16 protein-coding genes are annotated in these 12926 nt (G+C 64.7%); 7 read left to right on the top strand and 9 right to left on the bottom strand.

Annotated features, from left to right (window positions below):
- Nucleotides 1-59 precede the first annotated feature (59 nt).
- The 9 genes from ACXAF3_RS11860 to flgB all read right to left on the bottom strand — a co-directional run bounded on the left by ACXAF3_RS11860 (nt 60) and on the right by flgB (nt 6813).
- On the bottom strand, nt 60-365 hold the full coding sequence (locus ACXAF3_RS11860) for a rod-binding protein (RefSeq protein WP_475112516.1): 306 nt from the start codon (nt 363-365) through the stop codon (nt 60-62).
- Nucleotides 365-1459 carry a flagellar basal body P-ring protein FlgI gene (locus ACXAF3_RS11855; protein WP_475112515.1) on the bottom strand — a complete coding sequence of 365 codons (1095 nt, stop codon included), beginning with the start codon at nt 1457-1459 and terminating at the stop codon, nt 365-367. The genes ACXAF3_RS11860 and ACXAF3_RS11855 overlap by 1 nt, the downstream gene beginning before the upstream one ends.
- A 22-nt stretch (nt 1460-1481) precedes the next feature.
- Nucleotides 1482-2153, bottom strand: coding sequence for a flagellar basal body L-ring protein FlgH (locus ACXAF3_RS11850; protein ID WP_475112514.1), 672 nt, complete (start codon nt 2151-2153; stop codon nt 1482-1484).
- Between the two features lie 13 nt (nt 2154-2166).
- The gene (gene flgG, locus ACXAF3_RS11845) at nt 2167-2949 is read right to left on the bottom strand and encodes a flagellar basal-body rod protein FlgG (protein ID WP_475112513.1); all 783 of its coding nucleotides are present in this window, start codon (nt 2947-2949) and stop codon (nt 2167-2169) included.
- Between the two features lie 198 nt (nt 2950-3147).
- Entirely contained in the window at nt 3148-3891 is a 744-nt protein-coding gene (flgF, locus tag ACXAF3_RS11840) for a flagellar basal-body rod protein FlgF (protein WP_475112512.1), read from the bottom strand.
- Nucleotides 3892-3910: 19 nt separating this feature from the next.
- Complete coding sequence (flgE, locus tag ACXAF3_RS11835; RefSeq protein WP_475112511.1) at nt 3911-5101, bottom strand: flagellar hook protein FlgE; 1191 nt, start codon at nt 5099-5101, stop codon at nt 3911-3913.
- Between the two features lie 22 nt (nt 5102-5123).
- Nucleotides 5124-5804 (bottom strand): flagellar hook assembly protein FlgD, encoded by a 681-nt coding sequence (gene flgD, locus ACXAF3_RS11830; protein ID WP_475112510.1) that lies wholly within the window; start codon nt 5802-5804, stop codon nt 5124-5126.
- A complete protein-coding gene (flgC, locus tag ACXAF3_RS11825; RefSeq protein ID WP_475112509.1) occupies nt 5804-6199 on the bottom strand; it encodes a flagellar basal body rod protein FlgC in 396 nt (131 codons plus the stop codon). The genes flgD and flgC overlap by 1 nt, the downstream gene beginning before the upstream one ends.
- A 203-nt stretch (nt 6200-6402) precedes the next feature.
- Nucleotides 6403-6813 (bottom strand): flagellar basal body rod protein FlgB, encoded by a 411-nt coding sequence (gene flgB, locus ACXAF3_RS11820; RefSeq protein WP_475112508.1) that lies wholly within the window; start codon nt 6811-6813, stop codon nt 6403-6405.
- Nucleotides 6814-6990: 177 nt separating this feature from the next.
- On the opposite strand from flgB, the gene flgA reads away from it, so the two are divergent.
- The 7 genes from flgA to traF all read left to right on the top strand — a co-directional run bounded on the left by flgA (nt 6991) and on the right by traF (nt 12839).
- Nucleotides 6991-7668, top strand: a complete 678-nt coding sequence (flgA, locus tag ACXAF3_RS11815; RefSeq protein WP_475112507.1) for a flagellar basal body P-ring formation chaperone FlgA — start codon at nt 6991-6993, stop codon at nt 7666-7668.
- Between the two features lie 84 nt (nt 7669-7752).
- On the top strand, nt 7753-8028 hold the full coding sequence (flgM, locus tag ACXAF3_RS11810) for a flagellar biosynthesis anti-sigma factor FlgM (protein WP_475112506.1): 276 nt from the start codon (nt 7753-7755) through the stop codon (nt 8026-8028).
- A 4-nt stretch (nt 8029-8032) separates the two neighbouring features.
- The gene (locus tag ACXAF3_RS11805) at nt 8033-8482 is read left to right on the top strand and encodes a flagella synthesis protein FlgN (protein ID WP_475112505.1); all 450 of its coding nucleotides are present in this window, start codon (nt 8033-8035) and stop codon (nt 8480-8482) included.
- Nucleotides 8483-8548: 66 nt separating this feature from the next.
- Nucleotides 8549-9805, top strand: coding sequence for an EAL and HDOD domain-containing protein (locus ACXAF3_RS11800; protein ID WP_475112504.1), 1257 nt, complete (start codon nt 8549-8551; stop codon nt 9803-9805).
- 18 nt (nt 9806-9823) lie between these two features.
- The gene (locus ACXAF3_RS11795; RefSeq protein WP_475112503.1) at nt 9824-11134 is read left to right on the top strand and encodes a DcaP family trimeric outer membrane transporter; all 1311 of its coding nucleotides are present in this window, start codon (nt 9824-9826) and stop codon (nt 11132-11134) included.
- A gap of 176 nt (nt 11135-11310) precedes the next feature.
- Complete coding sequence (locus ACXAF3_RS11790) at nt 11311-11673, top strand: energy transducer TonB (protein WP_475112502.1); 363 nt, start codon at nt 11311-11313, stop codon at nt 11671-11673.
- 17 nt (nt 11674-11690) lie between these two features.
- Nucleotides 11691-12839 (top strand): conjugal transfer protein TraF, encoded by a 1149-nt coding sequence (gene traF / locus ACXAF3_RS11785; RefSeq protein WP_475112501.1) that lies wholly within the window; start codon nt 11691-11693, stop codon nt 12837-12839.
- The last annotated feature ends 87 nt before the right edge of the window (nt 12840-12926 follow it).

The following is a 12926-nucleotide window of genomic DNA, read 5'->3' as shown; positions in this document are numbered from 1 at the left end:
CAAAATTCATATCCCGGTTATCGGCCGCTGCGCACGCCGCTTGAGCCGGCCCGCAGAGATTATTTTTGGGTGCGGGACAGCTGGCTGACCAGCTGCTCCGCCAGCCCCAGTCTCCGCCCGGCCAGATGCTGGGACAACTGCTGATCGTGCAGGGATTCGTAGAAGCGGATATCGGAGTTGTCGATGAGGCCGGCGCGGGGCGTGGCCTCGCGCATGCTCTTCATCAGCTGTTGCAGGAAGAGCGCCTCGAACTGCTCTGCGGCGGCGCGCAGGCTTTTCTGCGGGTCCGCGGCGGCGCCGCTTTTCAGCCGCTCCAGGCCCTGTATATCCAGGGCGAAGTGTGTATTCACTGTGGTCTTGTCCATCAGATGATCTCCAGTTCCGCGCGCAGGGAGCCCGCCGCCTTGAGGGCCTCGAGGATGGACATCAGATCCTGGGGCGTGGCGCCGAGGGCGTTGAGCGCGTCCACCACCTCCAGCAGGTCGGCCCCCTCGACGAACTGCAGGGCACCCATCTGCTGGCGCACAGTGATGTCGCTGTCCGGCACCACCACCGTCTGCCCTTCGCTGAAGGGCGCCGGCTGACTGACGCCGAAGTGGGTGTCTATCACCACCGACAGATTGCCGTGGGCCACGGCGGCGGGGCCGAGGGTGACGCGGCCATTCAGCACCACCGAGCCGCTGCGGGCGTTGAGCACCACCCGCGCCGGGGGCTCCACCGGCGTCACCTCCACGCTCTCCACCCGCGCCATAAAATTGACCCGCTCGTTGCGCCCCGCGGGGCCGTGCAGGCGTATAACCCCGGCATCCAGGGCTTCGGCCACCGGGCGGCCGAACTCGGCGTTGATGGCGCGCACCACACGCCGCGCGGTGCCGAAATCGGCCTCGCGCAGGTGCAGCTCCAGGGCACTGCTCAGATCCAGGGGCACCTGCCGCTCCACCAGGGCGCCGCCGGCGATGCGGCCGCCGGCCTGCTGATTGATCTGCACACTGGAGCCGCCGGCCTCGGCGCCGGCCCCCCCCACCAGCAGGTTGCCCTGAGCGACGGCATAGGTGAGGCCGTCCATACCCTTCAGCGGCGTCATCAACAGGGTGCCGCCGCGCAGGCTGCGGGCGTTGCCGATGGAGGACACCACCACGTCGATGCGCTGGCCGGGCCGCGCGAAGGGCGGCAGCTCGGCGGTGACCATCACACCGGCAACATTGCGCAGCTGCATATTGGTGCCCTGGGGAATGGTGATCCCCAGCTGCGAGAACATGTTGGTCAGACTCTGGGTGGTAAAAGGGGTCTGCATCGTCTGGTCGCCGCTGCCGTCCAGGCCCACCACCAGGCCGTAGCCCACCAGTAAGTTGTCGCGCACGCCGGCAAAGTCCGCCAGCTCGCGCAGTGGCTCGGCGCGCGCCGCGGCGCCGAGCAGCGCCAGCAGCAACAGTGTCCAGTTGGGGAAAGGGATTCTCATCTTCGCTGCCGTCAGAAGGGGCTCAGAAAGGGGAAAGGTTCAAGAACAGGCGCTGGAGCCAGCCCATATGCTGGGCCTCATCGATATAGCCGTCGCCGACGTATTCGATACGCGCGTCGGCCACCTGGGTGGAGCGCACGCTATTGCTGCCGGAGATCTCGCGCGGGTCGATGATGCCGGAGAAGCGGATAAACTCTGTGCCCTGGTTGATCAGTATCTGCTTCTCGCCGCGCACCCGCAGGTTGCCGTTCGGCAACACCTCCAGCACCGTCACCGTCATGGTGCCGGTAAAAGTGTTGCGGGCGCTGGCACCGCCGCCACCCTCGAAGTCGCTGCTGCCGGCAATGTCGAAGCCGTAGTCGGTCAGGCTCTCGAGGCCGTCCGGCACCAGGGTGGAAGTCAGGGAGGCGGCACCGCTGCGGTTGGCACTGCTCTCCGAGCGTTTGGAAGCGCTCACCTGCTCGTTGAACACCACTGTCAACAGGTCGCCGGCCATGCGCGGGCGGCGGTCCTCGAACAGGGGCCTGTAGCCGCGCTCGGGCTGGTAGATGGCCCCGTCGGCCCGTGCCGGTGGCGGCAGGGGTATTTGCACCCACTCCTCCTGGCTCACCACCGAGGAACGCGGCAATTGCGCGCAGCCGGCAACCAGTGAAATCAGCGCCACGGCGGCGGCTCTTTTCAGTGCGAAAAACATGGCCGCGATCCGTTTACAGCTGGGCCAGGCGCGAGAGCATCTCGTCGGATGCCTGCACCGCCTTGCTGTTGATCTCGTAGGCGCGCTGGGTCTGAATCATACTCACCATCTCCTCCACCACGTTGACGTTGGAGGTCTCCACATAGGACTGGTAGAGGCTGCCGGCGCCGTTCATGCCCGGTATGCTCTCGGTGCGCATGCCGGAGGCGGCGGTCTCCAGGTAGAGGTTCTCGCCGATACTCTGCAGGCCCGCCGGGTTGACAAAGGTGGACAGGGTCAGCTGGCCCACCTCCACGCTCTGGCTGGAGCCGGGCTCGGTCACCGACACCAGGCCATCCTTGCCGATGGTCACGGACAGGGCGTTTTCGGGGATGATCACCGCCGGCTCCAGGGGATAACCGCTCGCGGTCACCATCTGGCCGTTCTGGTCCAGCTGGAAGCTGCCGTCGCGGGTGTAGGCGGTGCTGCCATCCGGCAGGCGCACCTGGAAGAAGCCCTTGCCGTTGATGGCCAGGTCGCGGGAGTTGCCGGTTTCCTCCAGGCCGCCCTGGGTGTGCAGGCGCTCGGTGGCCACCGGGCGCACGCCACTGCCCACCTGCATGCCCGACGGCAGGGTGTTCTGCATATCGTTCTGCGCGCCGGGCTGGCGCAGGTTCTGGTACAGCAGGTCTTCGAACACGGCGCGGGATTTCTTGAAGCCGTTGGTGCTGACGTTGGCCAGGTTGTTGGCAATCACGTCCATTTTTACTTGCTGTGACTCGAGGCCGGTCTTGGCCGTCCACAGTGATTTGATCATTTTCTTTTCCTCTCAGGCCGGGTTGGCGCCTGGTGGGGTAACAAGCCCGATGTGAAGGGCCTGCTGCCGGGGTGCCTTGCGGGACTGTCTGCGAGAGGGACCTCGCAGACAAGCCTACGGGGATGTATTCACGGCGCATCCCGCAAGGCACCCCGACAGCAGGCCCGCCACTGTCTTGGCCGGGCAGCCCTTGGTTTTCTATTCAATGGATAAAAGGTTGTCCGCCCGCCGGGCGTTTTCGTCGGCGCTCTCGATCACCTTGATCTGCATCTCGTAGCGGCGCGCGTTGTCGATCATGGCCACCATGGATTCCACCGCGTTGACATTGCTGCCCTCCAGGGCGCCGCTGATCAGGCGCGCGTTTTCGTCGCCGGGCAGCGGGCCGGCCCCCGCCGGTGCGCGGAACAGACCGTCCTCGCCCCGCTGCAGGGGCTGCGCACCGGGCGTCACCAGTTTGAGCCGGCCCACCTGCACCAGGGCCTCCGGGTCCTCGCCCGCACCTATGGCGCTGATGGTGCCGTCGGCGCCAATGGAGAGTGCCGCGCCCAGGGGCACCACGATTGGCCCTCCCTCGCCGATCACCGGGCGGCCGGCGCTGGAGAGCATGCCGTTGGCGTCCACCTGCAGGTCGCCGCGGCGGGTATAGGCCTCACTGCCATCGACCGCCTGCACCGCCAGCCAGGCATTGCCCTGCAGGGCCACGTCCAGGTCGCGGCCGGTAGCGTTCACCGGGCCGGCACTGAAATCCGCCCCCGGCGTCGAGGCCATCACCGAGACGCGCGTGGGCAGCAGGCCGTCGCCCTGCACCGGCACCGCACGCAGCGCCTGCAGCTGGGCGCGGAAGCCGGCGGTGGAGGCGTTGGCCAGGTTGTTGCTAACCACCGCCTGCTGCTCCATGCTCTGGCGCGCACCGCTCATGGCGGTGTAGAGAATGCGATCCATTTTTCAGCTCCCGATCCGCTTAGCGCAGGTTCACCGCGCTCTGCAGTACCTCGTCCTGCACCTTGATGGTCTGGGTGTTGGCCTGGTAGTTGCGCTGCGCCACGATCAGGTCCACCAGTTCCCGCGTCAGGTCCACGTTGGACACTTCCACTGAACCCGACTCCAGTGTGCCGAACTGGCCGGAGCCCGCCAGACCCAGCAGCGGCTGGCCGGAGCTCCCGGACTCCACCCAGGCGTTGTCGCCCGCCGGGGTCAGCCCCTCCGGATTGCGGAAGTTGGCCAGGGCCACAGTGCCCAGCACCTGGCTCTGCTCGTTGGCGTAGTTGCCGATGATGTTGCCGTCCTCGTCGAAACTGATGCCCACCAGGGCACCGGCGGCGTAGCCGTTCTGGGTCAGGGAATCCAGCGCGAAGTCGTTGCCGAACTGGGTGCTGCCGTCAAAGGTGACGGTGAAGTTCAGCGGGTCGGCGCCGCCACCCGGCGCAAAGCTGTAGGTGGGGAAACTGCTGGCGGCCCTGTCCAGGGTGCCGTTGCTGTTGAAGATCAGCTGGCCCACGTTGGTGGTGTCGTCGCTGCCGTCCACCGCTACCCGCACCTCCCAGGTGTTGTCGGCGGTCTTGGTGAAGTAGGTGGTCATGGTGTGCTGCACGCCCAGGGAGTCGTAGGCGGTGCCGGTGTTGGCATAGGAGTAGCTGTTGGCGTCCGCGGTGTCGAAGGGGGTCACCGCGCGGTCGATAACGGCGACTGTCGCATCCAGATTGAAAGAGGCCTCGACGGCGGTGGTGGCGGTGGCGTTCATGGCGCCGGCGGGCACCTGCAGCACCTCCGGCTGACCGCCGGTGCCGACCCCGGCGGGGAAGCCTGTCAGGCGCGCGCCCTGGGCATTCTCCAAATAGCCCTCGCGGGTCAGGGTCAACTGGCCGTTGCGCGAGTAGAGCACCTCGCCGCCCTGGGTGAAGCGGAAGAAACCGTTGCCGTTGATCCCCAGGTCCAGGTTGCGGCCGGTGGATTCCAGGGTGCCGTTGGAGAAGTCCTGCAACACCGCCGCCACCCGGGTGCCCTGGCCGGCCAGGGCGCCGGTATAGACGTCGGCGAACTGCACGCTGGAGCCCTTGAAGCCGACCGTCTGCGAGTTGGCGATGTTGTTACCCACCACGTCCAGGTTGGTGGCGGCGGCGTTGAGGCCGCTGAGTGCCTGTGAAAATCCCATTGTTTGCTCCTTGAAATATTCGTCAGAGAATCTGGCGTATGTCGCCGAGGTCGACAGGTTCGGAAATGCCGCCCAGATCCAGCAGCGGCGCGCCCCGCTCGTCCAGGCTGACGCCGTTGACCAGGGCATAACTGAGAAGAGTGCCGTCCACCGGCTCGCCGTCGGCGAGCGCCTCGACGGAAACCGTGTAGGCACCCTCGGGCACGGCTGCGCCGTCGTCGGCAGTACCGTCCCAGGTGAAAGACTCGACACCGGCATCCAGGGCGAAGGGTTCGAAACTGCGCACCACCTCGCCGTTACCATCGCGGATGGTGATGCGCACTTCGTCCGCCGCCTGCGGCAGCTCTATGCCGAAGGGAGTGGTTGCGCCCGTCTCTCCCACCAGTACCCGCTCGCCGGGCACCAGTACCCCCTTGCCGATCAGGCCGGTGGCCTGCAGCAGCTGGCTGGCATCCAGTTGGCCGGTGATGCCCTCCAGGGTGTCGTTCAGACTCTGAATACCGCTGACGGTATTGATCTGCGCCAGCTGGGAGGTCATCTCCGCGTTTTCCATCGGATTCATCGGGTCCTGGTTCCTGAGCTGGGCCACCAGCAGAGTCATAAAACTGTCCTGCAGCTCGACGCCGCCGTTGCGGGTCGAGCCCCCTGCCGTTGCGTTCAGGGCACCGCGCACCCCGCTGTCGATCACATTGGTCGCGGCCATCAGTTTTCTCCCAGGGTCAGGGTCTTCATCATCAGCTGCTTGCCGGTGTTCATGACCTCCACGTTGGCCTGGTAGGAGCGGGACGCAGAAATCATATTGACCATCTCGTTGACCGGCTCCACGTTGGGCATCTGCACATAACCCTCGGCATCCGCCAGCGGATGCTCGGGGCGGTACTCGCGGCGCAGCGGCGACGGGTCCTCCACCAGGCCGCGCACCGCCACGCCGCCGATGCCATCGCGACCGCGGGCCTCAAACACCAGCTGTTTGGCGCGGTAGGCCTGGCCGTCCGGGCCGGCCACACTGTCCGCATTGGCCAGGTTACTGGCGGAGACATTCATACGCTGGGCCTGGGCGGTCATGGCCGAGCCGGAGATTTCAAAAATCGAAAACATGGACACGGGGCTCTCCTGTTCCTTTTATTAACCCGGCGAACAAATATATCGTCCTGATATATTTGTTCGTCGCCCTTGAAATACTGGCGCAAATACGTGGATTTGCCTGCATTTCAAGGGCTCGCGCCAGCCTGCGGCTGGCGGCGACACCTCCCAGTGCCGCTATTAACCCGGCAATATTTATCGCCGGGTTAATACTGCGCTTATTCCGGCTGCATCGCCGACTTGAGGCCCTGGATGCGGCCGTTGAGAATCGTCAGCGCCGCCTGGTAGCGCACCGTGTTGTCCGCGAAGCGGCTGCGCTCCACATCCATATTGACGGTGTTGCCGTCCAGGCTCGGCTGGTCCGGCACCCGGTAGAGCAGCTCCAGCGAAGCCGCCGCCGAGGCACCGGCGGTCAGGTGTCGCGATGAGGTGGTGCGCAGTGCCAGGCCGCCTTCTGCGCCGCCCTGCTTCACGGCGCGGGCAAGCTCTCTGGAAAAATCGAAATCACGGGCCTTGTAGTTGGGCGTATCCGCATTGGCAATATTGCCGGCCAGCACCTTGTGGCGCTCGTGGCGCAGGTTGAGCGCCTCCCGATCGAAATTCAGGGCGGCGGTGAGTCGGTCGATCATGCCGTCACTCCCGGGGTCTTACTTGGTCAGGCTGGAGACTACAGCCGCCGGCGCAATAGCAAATGGAAAAACAAGCCGGAGTTTTACCCCTATTTCCGCTCTTCACCCGCAGGCACCCCACTTAGAATCCCCTCAAACAAACGCGCCAGGGAATCGACACAAACAGCACCCGGACAGATGAAAAAAAAACGCAAATCACTGGCCGCCCTGCTGTTGGCCGCACAAACGCTCTCCGCCGCCGCGGCAACAGATCCCGCGGTAAAGGCCGCGCACCAATTTCTGCAGCGACACAGCCAGGTGGCGGGAGCGGAGGTAAAGATCGAAGTACATCAACCCGCCGCGCAACTGCCGCGCTGCGAAAGGCCCCGCCCCTTCCTGCCCGGCAGCGAGCAGAAGCTGCGCGGGCGGGTCACCGTGGGCGTGCGCTGCGGCCCGGAAGGTCGGGTGCGCTACCTGCAGGCGCGGGTGTCGGTGGTCGGCAGTTACTGGGTCAGTGCCCGCGCCATAGAGGCCGGCACCCCGATCGAGCAGAGCATGCTGCGCCGGGCTCGCGGTGACCTGGCCTCCCTGCCGCGGGGAGCAATACTGGAACCCGAACGAATACTCGGCCAGGTGGCCAGCCGCCCCCTGAGCGCCGGCACGGTGCTGCAGGAACATCTGCTCAAGCCGCGACCGCTGGTGCGGCGGCGCCAGGCGGTCACCCTGGAAGCCCGCGGTCGCGGCTTTCGCATCGCCCGCGAGGGCATCGCCCTGGACAACGGCGCACTGGGCGAACCGGTACGGGTGCGCCTGCCAGACCGGAGTGTGGTGTCCGCCGTGGTAAGTGGCGCCGGACGGGCGCAGGTCAGCTTCTGAATTTGTGACGCCATTCACAGGTGGTAATTAAAGAAGCGGTGAAAAGCGCCGATATAGCCACTGAAGAATAACGGAGTACTTCCTTTGAAAATCGACAACATTACCCAACTGACACCGGCGAAGGCCTTGGGCGAAGGCAGGCGCGGCGACGAAACTGCCGCCGTGGCCAAAGGCACAGCCGCGGAGGCCTCCGCCAGTGTCAGCCGGCTGCGCCAGCCGGGCGCCGACAGCAGTCAGGACATAGACAGCACCCGGGTGGAGGAACTTCGTCAGGCGATTGCCGAGGGCCGCCTGGAAATACGCGCCGACAGGATCGCCGACGGCCTGATTGACAGCCTGCGCGAACTGCTGGAGCCGTAACACAGTGGCACTGGCAGACTCCCTGGAAAGGCAGATGGCGCGGCTGCAGCAGCTGCGGGCACTGCTGCGGGAGGAGCGCGCCACACTGCTGGAAGGCAAGGTGAACGGCACCCGGCTGGCGGAGCTGGCCGAGCAAAAAAAACGGCGGCTGGCGGAACTGGAAGACTTCGAACGTCAGCGCCGCCAGGCGTTGCGCCGCCTGGGTTACAGCGACGATCGCGCGGGCGACGAACGCGCCGCTGCCGATGCCGGCTGCCTGCCCCTGTGGCGCGCTATCCGCGAGTGCGCCAGTGAGGCAGAGGCGCTGAACCGAGGCAACGGTGCCCTGATCGATATCCGCATGGAACACAACCGGCGCCTGCTGGACTTCCTCCAGCAAGCGGCGGGCAGAGACCTCTACGGCCCCGACGGCCGTGCCCGCAGCAGCGCCGGACGCATCAGCTCACGGGCGTAGGGCCGACTCAGAGCCGTTCTTTTCCCGGTTCACTCTTTCTTCTGCGCAATTGGAGAGTCGACAAGCGTGACACGATTACCAGACACCATTGAAGACGACCTGCTCGACGTGGCCCTGGCCTGCCGGCCGGTGTATTCCCGCGACCAGGAGGTGTCCGCCTTTGAGCTTCTGCTGCAGGGAGAAGCCCAGGAGCAGGGCGCGACTCTGTCGGACATAGAAGCCAGCAGCCCGGTGATCCTCGGCACCTACACCCAGTTGTTCCAGGGCGGACGGCTGCGCAGGGTACCCAGCTTTCTCAAGGTCACCGACGAAGTGATCCTGGCGCCCGAGCTTCCCGATCTGCCCAAAGACCAGTACCTACTGGAGTTACCCGACGGGATGCTGCTCACCTCCGAGCGGGTGGAGCGGCTCAAGCACCTGGCCCAGCGCGGCTACCGCCTGATCCTGGCCGGCTACGATTCCGATGACAGTGAACTGGATGTGCTGCTGGATCTGGTGCATATCGTCAAGCTGGACACCCGCCTACTGGACGAGGCGGCACTGCGCCGGGCCGCGGACAAACTGCGCGCCTACGGCGTCGAGATACTGGCCGACAATATCGACAGCCGCGAGCGTTTCCAGCGTTGCACGGAACTGGATTTTGACTACTACCAGGGGGATTTCCTCAGCGCGCCCGCGCCCATCAAAGGCAAAAAAATTACCGGCAACAAGGTGCTGCTGCTGCAGCTGCTATCGGAACTGCAAAGCCCCGACGCCTCTCCGTTGCGCCTGGAGGAAATAGCCCTCAAGGATGCCAACCTCACCTACCGGATACTGAAAGTAGTGAATTCCGCCGCTGTAGGTCTGCACCGGGAAGTATATTCCGTCTCCCACGCCATCGGATTGCTGGGCCTCGAGGAGATCAAGCGCTGGGCCAACCTGTTCCTGGTGGCGGACGAAGGCGACAAGCCGGAGGCACTGACCCGCAGCATGCTGGTGCGCGGGCGCATGTGCGAGGTACTGGCGGAAATCGCCGGGCGCGACAATACCGTCAACCACTTTATCGTCGGCCTGCTGTCACAGCTGGACGCCCTGATGGATATCGCCATGCCCGACCTGATGGAGCAGGTGCCCCTCGCCAGAGAAGTCAAGAGCGCCCTGCTCGAGCGCAGCGGCAGCCTGGGCGAGATCCTCGGTGAGGTGGAGCACTACGAACAGGGCCGCTTCGATGCGCTGAAAATGCTGCAGGATACCCGTTTCTACGAGGCAGCCTACCGCCATGCAACGGCCTGGGCCCGTCAGGTGCAATACGCCATGAGCGCCGGGGACGACGACCCCCGGTAAGCCACAAGAGATTTGAAAATGTTCAGCAAGAACAACCGAGCGCGTCTTCCTGTGGGCCTGCTGGCCTTTTCGGTGGCGCACCTGGCACCACAGCTCGCCGCGGCCCAAGGCGGCGAAGGGAAACTGCGACTGCGCATCGAAGAACTTCAGGCTCAGGTCGCGCAACTGGCAGAGCAGGCCGAGCTCGAAACCCCGCTGACGGCGCAGCAGAAAGGGAAAACCCGGATTTCTATAGGCGGCTTTATCAAGCTCGACAGCCAGTTCAGCGACTATACCGACGGGCGTTCCGCCACCTCCGCCATCGGCGAGGACTTCCTGGTTCCTTCGACGATACCGGTAGGCGGCGAGGACGGAGATACAAAGTTCCACGCCCAGGCCAAGACCTCACGCCTGTTTATCAAGAGCCGCAGCACATTGGCCGGCAGCGAAGTGCGCACGCATCTGGAAATCGACGCCGTGGCCAGTGGCCAGGGAGATGAGCGCACCAGCAATTCCTACGCACAGCGGCTGCGCCACGCCTATGTAGACTGGCAGGTGGACGCGCACAACGGACTGCTGGCTGGCCAGAGCTGGTCCACTTTCTTCAATGTGGGCGCGCTGCCGGAGAGCCTGGATTTTGTCGGCCCGGTGGGCACGGTCTTCGAACGCCAACCGCAGCTGCGCTACACCTACAAGACAGGTAGCGGCAGCCTGCAATTGGCCGCGGAAAACCCCGCCTCCACCCTGTACGACCCCCTGAATATCGCGGGCTCGAAAAACCCCTTCGACGACAATGGCACACCGGACCTGGTCCTGCGCTACAACACCAGCGCCGGCAACTTTCACTACGCCGTGGCCTCCCTGAGCCGCGAACTTGCCTACGACAACGGCGAGCGAAGGGAATCCGAACGCGGCCACGCCATCAGTGTTTCCGGCAGATACCAGCTGGACCGCGGCGACATCCGCTTTATGCTCAGTTCCGGCAATGCACTGGGCCGCTATATGGGCCTGAACGGTTTTCGCGCCGGTATTGTCGGGGCGGACGGCGATATAGAACTGATCGATCAGAGCGGCGGCTTCGTCGCCCTGCGCCACTTCTGGAACGAAGGCTGGCGCAGCAACCTGGTGCTGTCCGCGTCCCGGGCGGACAATCCGGACACAGTCCCGGATACCACCGCCTCCGCCTATCGCAGCCTGCAGCTGAACCTGCTCTATTCGCCAGCGCCGGAAATGACCCTGGGCTGTGAGTATATTCTGGCGGCCAAGGAGGTGGAAAACGCGCGCGGAAATCTCGCGGACGACGAGGGCAAACTGCAGCGCCTGCAGTTTTCCGTGAAATACACTTTCTGAATATCCACCGCCGGAAACCCCACCCGAACAGCCCCTCGGCTAAAGCCCGTTCAAACTCCGCCGATAGTGAGAAGTAGCAGGTCGATTCGACCTGCCGACGCGCCCCCATGGAGGCGCAACTACGTCAAACCTCCGGAAATCTGTGATCCGGAAAACTTTTACCGGGGAACCAAGCCATGAAACTGATGAACCTCTTTTTCGCCCTGGCGCTGTCCACCGCAGCGCTGAACGCCGGCGCCGCCAGCGCTTCTCTCGAAGACTACGCGTCTGAGCTGAAGCGCCACACCGTCAAGCACATCAAATACCCCAAGCGTGCAGTAGAGCGCAACTGGGAGGGCGAAGTTCAGCTGCGTGTCACCATCGATGCCAAGGGGCAGGTACAGAATATCGAAGTTCTGGAGGAATCCAGCTACTCCACCCTCAACCGGGAAGCCCTGCGCAGCATAGAGCGCGCCAACCCCTACCCGCCAATACCGGTGGAGCTGGGCCTCAAGAGCTATGAATTCACCATGCCCATCAACTTCCGCCTGTCCGGCTGAACCGGGACGAATAAAGCATGAAAACCAAACTGGCCACACTTTCTTCGGCACTGGTTTTTGCTGCTGGCACCGCTGCCGCCGAGGTGCTCGGCGGTCGCACCAGCGCCATGGGCGGCGCGGGCGTCGCCGGCGGTGATTACACCGTCGGCGCCATCATCAACCCGGCCAACGCGGTATTCTTTCGCGACGGCGATGACTTCGGCAGTTTCCTGAATGCCGGCGCCATCGCCGACGAGCGCAACGATTTTCTCGATGTCGGCGATGCACTGCAGGAGCGGCTCGATCAGCTCGACGGCACGCTCGCCACTGAGGAGGACCTGCGGGAAATATCCACCCTGCTCTCCGATCTCTCCGAGGGCGCTCTCGGCGGCGAGTTCGGTGCCCAGTTCAGCGTGGCAGTTCCCAATGAACTGGTCAGCGCGATTTTGTTCGCGCGGCAGAAGCTGCTGATTTCCGCAGGCTTCCACTACAGCGACGAAGACCGCGAGTACCTGGAAAACCTGCGACTGGAGCCCCTCCTGGAAAACCGGCTGACCTCCACCGCCAGCGCCAGCGGCCGCGCCGTGCGCGAAGTGGGCCTGGCCCTGGCCCGCAGCATTCCCATGGGCAGCCCGGATTGGCAGCTGTCGCTCGGCGTCACCCCCAAACACCAGACGGTAGAGACGATCGAGTACAGCGCCTCCGCCGGCAGCTACGACGCCGACGACCTGGATTCCGATGCCTACACCACCGAAGAGAGCGGCTACAACCTGGATCTGGGCGTCGCGCTCGCCTGGCGCAACGCCCGCTTCGGTCTTTCCGCGCGCAACCTGGTGGAGCGGGACTACGAAACCGTGGGCGGCAACAGGGTCCCCACCGAAACGCTGGTCAGCGCCGGTGCCGGCTACAATGGCGAAACCCTGACCGCCCTGCTCGACCTGGATCTGACCAGGGGTGGTCTCCCCGACAGCGAGACGCGCTTCGCACGCGCTGGTGTGGAACTGGATGTGGCAGACTGGGTACAGCTGCGCCTCGGCTACCGCCACGATCTGGAGGGCAATGTCGACGGCGTGGCGAGCGCCGGCTTCGGCTTCTCGCCCTTCGACGTCTTGCACCTGCACCTGGCCGCAGTCAAGTCCTCCGGCGACACCCTCGGCGCGGCGCTGGAATTCGGGTTGAATCTGTAATCGGGTCAAAGTAAAGGCGGCTGCTGCGGATCTATCAGCCCGGCAACCGAATAGGTTAACGGGTTAGTGCGGCACAGGGATGTGCCG

It is taken from the genome of Microbulbifer sp. ABF4_143 (assembly GCF_056160225.1).
The sequence above is the reverse complement of the archived record's forward strand: the minus strand, read 5'-3'. Positions and strand labels throughout refer to the sequence as shown.

What these genes read in the sequence shown, in the direction of transcription:
- flgC (WP_475112509.1), bottom strand. Translation starts at nt 6,199, where the DNA reads ATGTTTTCGATTTTTGAAATCTCCGGCTCGGCCATGACCGCCCAGGCC.
- flgE (WP_475112511.1), bottom strand. Translation starts at nt 5,101, where the DNA reads ATGGGATTTTCACAGGCACTCAGCGGCCTCAACGCCGCCGCCACCAAC.
- flgB (WP_475112508.1), bottom strand. Translation starts at nt 6,813, where the DNA reads ATGATCGACCGACTCACCGCCGCCCTGAATTTCGATCGGGAGGCGCTC.
- flgG (WP_475112513.1), bottom strand. Translation starts at nt 2,949, where the DNA reads ATGATCAAATCACTGTGGACGGCCAAGACCGGCCTCGAGTCACAGCAA.
- flgF (WP_475112512.1), bottom strand. Translation starts at nt 3,891, where the DNA reads ATGGATCGCATTCTCTACACCGCCATGAGCGGTGCGCGCCAGAGCATG.
- ACXAF3_RS11790 (WP_475112502.1), top strand. Translation starts at nt 11,311, where the DNA reads ATGAAACTGATGAACCTCTTTTTCGCCCTGGCGCTGTCCACCGCAGCG.
- ACXAF3_RS11860 (WP_475112516.1), bottom strand. Translation starts at nt 365, where the DNA reads ATGGACAAGACCACAGTGAATACACACTTCGCCCTGGATATACAGGGC.
- traF (WP_475112501.1), top strand. Translation starts at nt 11,691, where the DNA reads ATGAAAACCAAACTGGCCACACTTTCTTCGGCACTGGTTTTTGCTGCT.
- flgD (WP_475112510.1), bottom strand. Translation starts at nt 5,804, where the DNA reads ATGGCCGCGACCAATGTGATCGACAGCGGGGTGCGCGGTGCCCTGAAC.
- ACXAF3_RS11855 (WP_475112515.1), bottom strand. Translation starts at nt 1,459, where the DNA reads ATGAGAATCCCTTTCCCCAACTGGACACTGTTGCTGCTGGCGCTGCTC.
- ACXAF3_RS11850 (WP_475112514.1), bottom strand. Translation starts at nt 2,153, where the DNA reads ATGTTTTTCGCACTGAAAAGAGCCGCCGCCGTGGCGCTGATTTCACTG.
- flgA (WP_475112507.1), top strand. Translation starts at nt 6,991, where the DNA reads ATGAAAAAAAAACGCAAATCACTGGCCGCCCTGCTGTTGGCCGCACAA.
- ACXAF3_RS11795 (WP_475112503.1), top strand. Translation starts at nt 9,824, where the DNA reads ATGTTCAGCAAGAACAACCGAGCGCGTCTTCCTGTGGGCCTGCTGGCC.